Genomic DNA, 9,152 nt, shown 5'->3' with positions numbered 1-9,152 from the left:
ACGTGTCTCCTCGTTTTTCTGGATTGAACACTGCCGCCATGCATGACCAAATCGAAAATATCTACTCGCTGACCCCGCTGCAAAAAGGCCTGCTGTACCACGAGGCCTATGCGCCCGAATCCCGGGTTTATTACCAGCAGATGAACATCGGCCTGGCCGGTGAGCTCGACCTCGCTGCGTTCCGCCTGGCCTGGGTGGCCCTGATGCAACGCCACGCAGTGTTGCGCACGGCGTTTCTCTGGGAAGAGCTGGACGACGCCTACCAGGTCATCCTCAAAGAAGTCGACTTGCCCCTTCGTGAAGTCGATCTACGCGGTCACTCGCAAGGGCTGGCAGCCCTCGCGGCAGAAGATCACGCACAGGCGTTCGAACTGGGTGCCGCCCCGTTGATGCGCCTGACCCTGGCACGACTGGACGATGTGAACGGCCAAGCACAGTGGTCGCTGGTCTGGACGCACCATCACCTGTTGCTCGACGGTTGGAGCGTCGGCTCGCTGCTCGCGGACTGGCGTGATCTGTATCGTGCGGCACGGCGCGGCCAGCACGCGGCACTGGAAACGGTGCGACCATTCCAGGATTACGTGGCTTACCTCAGTGAACGCCCTTCGTCAGACGACTTCTGGCACAGCCGCCTGGCAGACTTCGCCAACACCACCCGCGTGCCCGAATCGGACCCGCGCGGCCTGGTCGCCGACCCGGTAGACGCTCACCTGCTCTGCACCGAGCATTCCCTGAGGCTGGATGCCGCAACCACCGCTCGCCTGGCCGGCTTCGCCCGGAACCACAACCTGACCGTCAACACCTTGCTGCAAGCGGCTTACGCTTACCTGCTGGGTCGTCACAATGGCTCTGATGAAAGCCTGATCGGCGTCACCGTGGCCGGGCGCCCACAGCGTCTGAGCGGTGTCGAGCGCATGGTGGGTCTGTTCATTAACACCTTGCCGCTGCGCGTTCGTTGGGACGATGCACCGACCGTGGGTCAATGGCTGGCGGGCATCCAGGACTGGAACGCCGAGATGCGCGAGCACGAACACACCCCACTCGCCAGTCTGCGGGCATTGACCGCGCTGCCGCCGGGTGGCGAATTGTTCGAAGCGATCATCGTATTCGAAAATTTCCCATTCCCCCGGGAGCTGGATCAAATCGACGATGGCCTGTTCGGCCTACCGGACGCCGAACACGCCGCGCCCTTGCGCCACACGGGCGGGCGCAACAACTACCCGATGTCGCTGATCGCGTCGATGGAAAGCGACTGCTTGCAACTGCACCTGGTGCATCAACGCAAACGCTTGTCCGACGCGGCCGGCGCGCGCCTGTTGCAGCAATTGGCCGTGCTCGTCGAGGAACTGAGCCGTGACGCGAATCGGCCCCTGGCCGACGTGCCGCTGTGCCCGGCGCAAGAGCTGCAGCTGACCCGCCACTGGGGCAACGGTGCGCCCCTCGAAATACCTGAAGCCCCGCTGCACGAACTGATCGCCGCCCAGGCCCGCCGTCATCCCGAGCGCGAAGCCGTGCGCGACGCCAACGGCGCCTTGAGCTACGGCGAACTGCTTGAAGCATCGACCGGATTGGCCAACGTCTTGCGCCAGCGGGGCCTGCAACAGGGTGATCGAGTCGCGCTGGCCCTGCCCCGCAACAACGACGCGGTCATCTCGCTGCTGGCGGTGATGCAGGCCGGTGGTTGCTTCCTGCCGCTGGACCTGGGCCAACCGGCCTCGCGCCTGAGTGCACTGATCGCCAGTGCCGACGTGGACTTCATCATCGGGACACCGGCCTTCGAAAGCGCCTGCGTGCAGGTGATCGAGGCCTCGGCCCGCGCCACCGGCATCGACCTGCCAGCGGCGGATCAACAGGCCTGCGCCTATGTGATCTACACCTCCGGCTCCACCGGTACGCCGAAAGGCGTGCGCCTGTCTCATCGGGCTATCGTCGCTTATATCACCGGCATTCTGGCCGAACTGGGTTGCGCCGAGGCGAAACAACCCTGGCGCCATGCGCTGCTCTCGACCCTGGCGGCGGACCTTGGGTACACCCAGTTGTTCGGCGCGCTGGTCAGCGGTGGCAGCCTGTTGCTGGTGGACGACGACACACGTGCCGACCCGAACGCACTGGCGCAGTGTTTTGCCGAGTTCACCCCGGATCTGGTCAAGCTCACCCCCAATCACTTGCACGGTCTGCTCGCCGCTCGTCCCGACGCCGATCTGCTCCCGCGCCGCGCCTTGTTGCTGGGTGGCGAAGCGCTGCAAGGCACATTGCTGGACACCCTCCGGGCGCTGCGTCCGGACCTCGCGGTCTACAACCACTACGGCCCGACCGAAAGCGCAGTGGGCATTTGCCTGTCGCGCATCGACCAGCCTCTGGCCGGTGTGCAACCGCTGGGCCGCCCGCAGCCGAACCGGCAACTGCGGGTACTCGACAACCACGGTCACCCAGTGCCTGTCGGTGTGCCGGGGGAACTGTGGGTGGGCGGCGAAGGCCTGGCCATCGACTACCTCGGCGATCCAGCGCAAACCGCTGCGCGCTTCACGGCCGTCGCCGACCTGCCCCGCGCTTACCGCACTGGCGACCGTGTGCGTTGGCTAGAGACTGGCGAGCTGGCATTCCTTGGGCGCGTCGACAACCAGATCAAGCTGCGCGGCTACCGCATTGAATTGGGCGAAGTCGAAGCACAGATCAAACGCCTGTCGAGCAACATCCAGCAAGTGCTGGTGCATGTGGTGCAGCCGGCCAACGAGACGCCACGCCTGGTCGCCTGGTTGGTGGCCAGTACCTCCATGTCTGCCGACAAGCTGCGCCATGACCTGGCGCTGCGCGTGCCGGATTACATGGTGCCAGCGGACTTCATCGCGCTGGATGCCATCCCGCTGAACGCCAACGGCAAACCGGACATTGCCCGCTTGCCCTTGCCCGACGCCCCGACCCGTCAGGACACCTACGAAGCCCCACGGGATGCGGTGGAAAGCGCCTTTGTCGAGATCTGGCAGGATGTGCTGCGGGTCGAGCGCGTCGGTATCCACGACAACTTCTTTGCCCTGGGCGGTGATTCGATTCTCAACCTGCAGATCATCGCTCGCGCCCACCAGCGCGGCATGAAGCTGACGCCCAAGCAGTTGTTCGAAAACCGCACCATCGCCGAAATCTCCGCGGTGATCAGCCAAGGCACGAACTACAGCCGCGAGACCAGCAGCGTGGCGCGCAATGTGCCGCTGACAGCGGGTCAGCATGCCCGCCTCGAAGCCGGCCCGCTGGCGGCGGACTGGCGCTGTGTGGCCTTGAATGCGCCGATCAGCGTCGAGGTATTGAGCCGTGCCGTGTTGGCCCTGCAACAACAGCACCGGGCGCTGCAAGTGGGCCTGGTCCCACAGGCTGACGGCACCTGGGTGCAAACCCTGCCGGCTACACCTAAGCCGGTCAGCGCCAGTCGCCAGTCGCTGAACACTGGCGATTCCAACGCATTGGCCGAGCTGGCTGAAACCACCCTGGCCAGGCTGGACCACGCCGCCGGCGAAGGCTGGCATGCCTGCCTTTGCGAACAGGGCGACGCCGTGCTGTTGGTGGCGCATGCCTTGCGCCTGGACGCCAGTTCATGGGCTTTGCTGATGACGGACCTGGCGCTGGCCGTGGCGCAAGCGCAATACGACCGTGCAATCGATTTGCCGCGTCACGGTGGCAATCTGGATGAATGGGCTGAATACCAAACTACCCGCGCCAAGGATGAAGACGGCTTGGAGCCGGCGTGGGAATACTGGCTGCAATACGCAGGTGAAGCCCTGCCGTCCGCCCCGCAACCGGAGGGGCCGGCCACTGAGCGCCGCGTGCGGATTTCGTCGTCTCTGAGCGCCCGTCTGAATGTGCTGCAACGCCGCAGCCACGCGCCGTGGGCATCACTGGTAGCTACCGCCGTCGCAGCGGAACTGGCACAACAAAGTGCCAATCAGGACGTCTGGCTAAGCCTGGACCGCGGCCGCTGCGAGCGCGCTCGCCTACCGCTCACCAGCGCCTTGAGCCGCACCGACTTCGACCCGGCCACGGTCATCGGCGCACTGAGCCACGCCGTTCCCCTGCGCCTGAGCCTGACGCCGACGGCCAGCGCCGCACAAATGCTTGCGCAGGTTGACGCACAACTGGCCGCCGCCCCGGACACCGGTGATGACTACGGCGTGTTGCGTTACTTGGCCGACAACGACTACTTGCGCGAACCGCTGCTGAGCCTGCCACAGCCGACCGTGCATATCGTCATGGCCGGCGAATGGCAAGCCCATGAAGGACCGTTGGGCGACGTCATCGCCGGCAGCGCGTCGATCGATGCGCCTGGCTTGACCCTGTCCGTCAGCCTCCGACACGGTCAACTGCACATCGATTGCCGTGGCGCCGGCGCCGAGCGCTGGGCCGAGGTCTTGGAACAGCGTCTGGCCATCCTGGCCGCCGACGCCGAGCAAGCCATTCCCGGTGCCCACGCCTTCCCGTTGTGTCGCGCAGCCGGACACGATCTGCGCGCCTTGGGCACGAACTTCGATTGGGCCGGCATCGACGACTTGCTGCCACTGTCGCCGATGCAAGAAGGCATGTTGCTGCACACCCTGCTGCGTCCCAACAGCGGCATTTACCTGATGCAGCAACGTTATCGTTGGGACGGTGAGCTGGACCGCAGCGCCATCGAATACGCCTGGGCACAACAATTGGCCCGACATCCGATGCTGCGCACCGGTTTCTGGTGGCAGGATGGCAAGGCTGCGCTGCAATGCGTTTACCACGACACCGATCCGGCCTTCGCCTGGTACGACTGGCGTCACCTCGACGAGGCGAGCCGCCAGCGTCAACTCGACGCTGTGCTGGACGCTGAATGCCGTCAGGGCTTCGACATGCGCCGGCCACCGTTGACGTTCCTGCGGGTGTTCCAGGTGGCTGACCGGGAGTTCCTGATCGTGCGCAGCTTCCACCACATCCTGACGGACGCCTGGTGCTTCGGCCTGTTGATGGCCGACCTGTTCGCCCACTACCAGGCGCGCGTACTCGGCCAGCCGGTGGCGCGTCCGTTGCTGCCGTCGTTCAGCAACTACGTCCATTGGTTGCAATGCCAGGACACGTCCATCACCGAACAATTCTGGACCCGCGAACTGGCCGGTTTCAGCGCGCCGACACCGCTGGTGGTGGATCGCCCGGCCACGACTGAGCAAGCGGTCGAGACCGTCGCCAACCTTGACGTCACCTTGTCGATTGCCGACACCCGCGCCTTGACCGCATTGTGCCAACAGCACCAACTCACGCCCAACACGTGGATCCAAGGCGCGTGGGCCCTGCTTCTATCGCGCTACAGTGGCAGCGATGACGTCTTGTTCGGCGTCACGGTGTCGGGCCGTCCAACCGACCTGCCCGGCGTGGAAGACATCGTCGGCCTGTTCATCAACAGCCTGCCGTTGCGGGTCAAGGTTGACGATGAACAAGCCGTGGTGCCCTGGCTGCAAGCGCTGTTCGCACACAACGTCGAGCTGCGTGCCTACGAACACGCACCGCTGGTGGATATTCAGCGCTGGAGTGAAATCGAGCATGGTCGCTCGCTGTTCGACAGCCTGGTGGTGTTCGAAAACGCGCCGTTCGACGCCGGCCTGTCGGATCGCCAGGTCGACTTCAACGTCGACATCTACGAAGACCGGGTGCACACCAACTATCCAATGACGGTGGTGCTTTACCCCGGCGATCGCCTGGGCATTCGCTTGACTTACGACGCCGCAAGGTTCGACACCGAGACGGTGCAACGCATGCTCGGCCACTTGCGCCAGCTACTGACGCAAATGGTTGCCCGGCCTGACGCATCACTGGCGTCGCTGTCGTTGCTGACGCCGGAGGAACGCCAGACCTTGCTGGTGGACTGGAACCGCAGCGAACTCGACTTCCCGCTGGAGCAAACCTACGCCGAGCTGTTCGCCCGCCAGGTGGCCGCGCATCCACAGCGCATCGCGGCCGTGTGTGGCGCCGAGAGCCTGAGCTACACCGAGCTGGACCAGCGCGCCAATCGCCTGGCCCGGGCACTGGTGGAAACCGGCGCCGGTCGTGACACCCTGGTGGCCCTGGCCGGCGAACGCGGCCTGCCGCTGCTGAGCATGATGATCGCCGTGCTCAAGGCCGGTGCCGCCTACTTGCCGCTGGACATCAAGCATCCACCCCAACGCCTGGGTGAAATTCTCGAACTGTCCGGGGCGACGATCCTGTTGACCAGCGACAGCGCCGATTCGGTCATCGACCCGGCACTGGCCGCGTGTACCGCAACACCGCGACGCTTGCGCACCGAAGCGCTCTGGCTGGGTGGTGATGCGACGCCATTGCAAATGGCAGGCAGCCCTGACGACCTGGCCTATGTGATCTTCACGTCAGGTTCCACGGGCACCCCCAAAGGCGCGATGATCGAACAACGGGGCATGCTCAACAACATCTTCGGCAAGGTGCCGACGCTGGGTCTGTCGAGCGCCGACCGAATTGCCCAGACCGCCTCCCCGGCGTTCGACATTTCGGTCTGGCAGTTCCTCGCCGCACCGATTCTCGGCGCCACCGTGCACATCCTGCCGGACGTGATTGCCCATGATCCCGAGCGCCTGCTAGCGGCCCTGGAAGCCCAACAGCTGTCGGTGCTCGAAGCCGTGCCGACGATGATCCGCGCCCTGCTCGACCTCGCGGGTGCCGACACGCAACTGCCGGCACTGCGCTGGTTGCTGCCGACTGGTGAAGCCCTGCCCCCGGCCCTGGCCCAAGCTTGGCTGGGCCGTTTTGCCCATGTGCCGTTGATGAACGCCTATGGCCCGGCGGAGTGCTCGGACGATGTGGCGTTCCACCCGCTGACCCGCGTGCCGGACGAAGATGGCAATGCCATGCCGATTGGCCGGCCTACCGCCAACAATCATCTGTACCTGGTTGACGCGCAACTGCGTCCGGTGCCGGTGGGCGTGCCGGGGGAAATCTGCGTCGGTGGCGTGGGGGTCGGTCGCGGCTACCTCAACGACCCGGAGAAAACCCGGACCGCGTTCGTCGCGCACCCGTTCGAACCCGAGGCCCGTTTCTACCGCACGGGTGACCTGGGGCGCTGGCGCGCAGATGGGGTGATCGAGTTCCTCGGTCGCCGCGATCAGCAAGTGAAGATCCGTGGCCACCGTATCGAACTGGGGGAAATCGAAGATCACCTGGGTCGTCATCCCGCCGTGCAGGCCGTGGCTGTGATCGTCAATGCCGACCAGCGCGGCGATCTACAACTGGTCGCGTACTGGACAGGCGACGACACCCCGGTGGCAGTACTGCGCGAATGGTTGGCCCAACGCCTGCCGTCCTACATGGTGCCGGCCCATTGGCAACAGCTGGAGACTTTGCCGTTGAACGCCAACGGCAAAGTCGACCGCAAGGAACTGACGTCTCGAACGCTGGACAACCACCTGATCGAACAACGTCCACTGAGCAGCGATACCGAGCAGCAACTGGGCGCGATCTGGGCGCAAATCCTCAACGTGCCGGCGATCGGTGCCGACGACAACTTCTTTGCCCTCGGCGGGCACTCCTTGCTGGCGACCTTGGTGGTGTCGCGCATTCGCAGCCAGCTCGCGGTGGACCTGCCGCTGCGCGCAGTCTTCGATCACCCGGTATTGGAAAACCTGGCCCGTGCCATCGACAGCGCGCGCTTGCAGACAGCGCCATTGGGCCTGCCGACCATCACCCGGGCGGATCGCTCGCAGGCCCTGCCGTTGTCGTTTGCCCAGCAACGTTTGTGGTTCCTCGAACAGTTGAACCCTGGCTCCAGCGGTTTCAACATTCCGTTCGCACTGACGTTGACCGGGACGCTGAATGTCGAAGCCCTGCGCCTGGCCTTCGAGCAATTGGTCGCCCGTCATGAAGTGCTGCGCAGCACCGTGCACAGCGATCAAGGTGAGCCTTGGCAGCGGATCGAAACGGCGCAGGCATTCGCGCTGCCGGTCACCGATCTGCAACAGGTACCCGCGCAAGAGCGTGAGCCGGCCATCCAGGTGCACTTGTCCGAGGTCTTCGGCCAGCCGTTCGACCTGACCCAAGCGCCGTTGATTCGCGCACGATTGCTGCAATTGGACACGCAGACCCATGTGCTGGCCATTGCCCTGCACCACATTGCCGTGGACGCCTGGTCCATTGCGCAATTGGTCGATCAACTGGCCAGCGACTATGTCGGTTTTGGCAGCCCGGCAAACCGCATCGACACTCCGCCGCTGCAATACGCCGACTTCGCCGTGTGGCAACGCAAGCATCTGCCGGGCCCGGTCTGGCAGCAACAATTGGCCTACTGGCGTCAACAACTGCAAGCCAGCCCGGCACCGCTGTTGTTACCGGGCGCCCAGACCCGCGACCTTGGCGGGTGCGCGCGGCATCGCAGTCGCCTGCCGGCATCGTTGGCCCAGGCCGTCAACGACTTGGCGAAAACTCGCGACGCCTCGCCGTTCATGGTGCTGCACAGCGCGCTGAATGTCGTGCTGCATCAGCAAACCGGACGGGAAGACCTGTTGGTCGGCACCGACATCGCCAACCGCCATCAACAGCAGACCGAAGACATGGTCGGCTTCTTCGTCAATCAATTGGTGCTGCGTTGCCGGGTCACGCCGCAGCAGACGTTTGCCCAATTGCTGGGCGATGCTCGACGCGTGGCGCTGGATGCCTTTGCCCATCAGGACTTGCCGTTCGACGCGCTGGTGGCTGATCTGCTGCCACAGCGAGACGCGCGGTACACGCCGTTCTTCCAGGTCAAACTGGTGGTGCAGAACACCCGTCAGCAGGACCTGCATCTGCCGGGGCTGGCGATCAGTGAACGGGAACTGGAGCCACAGGCCTCGGATGTGGACCTGCTGATCAACGTCGTGGATGACGGCGCAGGACTGCTGGTGGTGTACGACTACGACACCGGCCGTTATACCCGTGACGGCATCGAACTGTTCGACAGCCTGTTCGTGTGCCTGCTGGAGCAACTGAGCCTGAACGCCGACACCGACGTCGCCCAGTTGCTGCTGCCACTCAATCAACTGCAACAGACCCGCCGGGAACAGGCGCAGGCCGCGCTGCGTGAAGCCGGTAGCGCACGTCAGAGCACCCTGGGCCAGGCCCGTCGTCGCAATGTCGTGAAGGACGCCGAGCAATGATTGCCATCGACT

At 64.7% G+C, this 9,152-nt stretch carries 1 protein-coding gene; it reads left to right on the top strand.

Going from position 1 to position 9,152, the window contains the following annotated elements:
* The first annotated feature begins 38 nt into the window (after window positions 1-38).
* Window positions 39-9,140 (top strand): non-ribosomal peptide synthetase, encoded by a 9,102-nt coding sequence (locus LOY50_RS12155; protein ID WP_258690962.1) that lies wholly within the window; start codon window positions 39-41, stop codon window positions 9,138-9,140.
* The last annotated feature ends 12 nt before the right edge of the window (window positions 9,141-9,152 follow it).

The organism is Pseudomonas sp. B21-010, from assembly GCF_024749325.1.
In the GTDB taxonomy this organism is placed as follows: domain Bacteria; phylum Pseudomonadota; class Gammaproteobacteria; order Pseudomonadales; family Pseudomonadaceae; genus Aquipseudomonas; species Aquipseudomonas kilonensis.
This window is presented reverse-complemented; position numbering and strand designations above follow the sequence as displayed.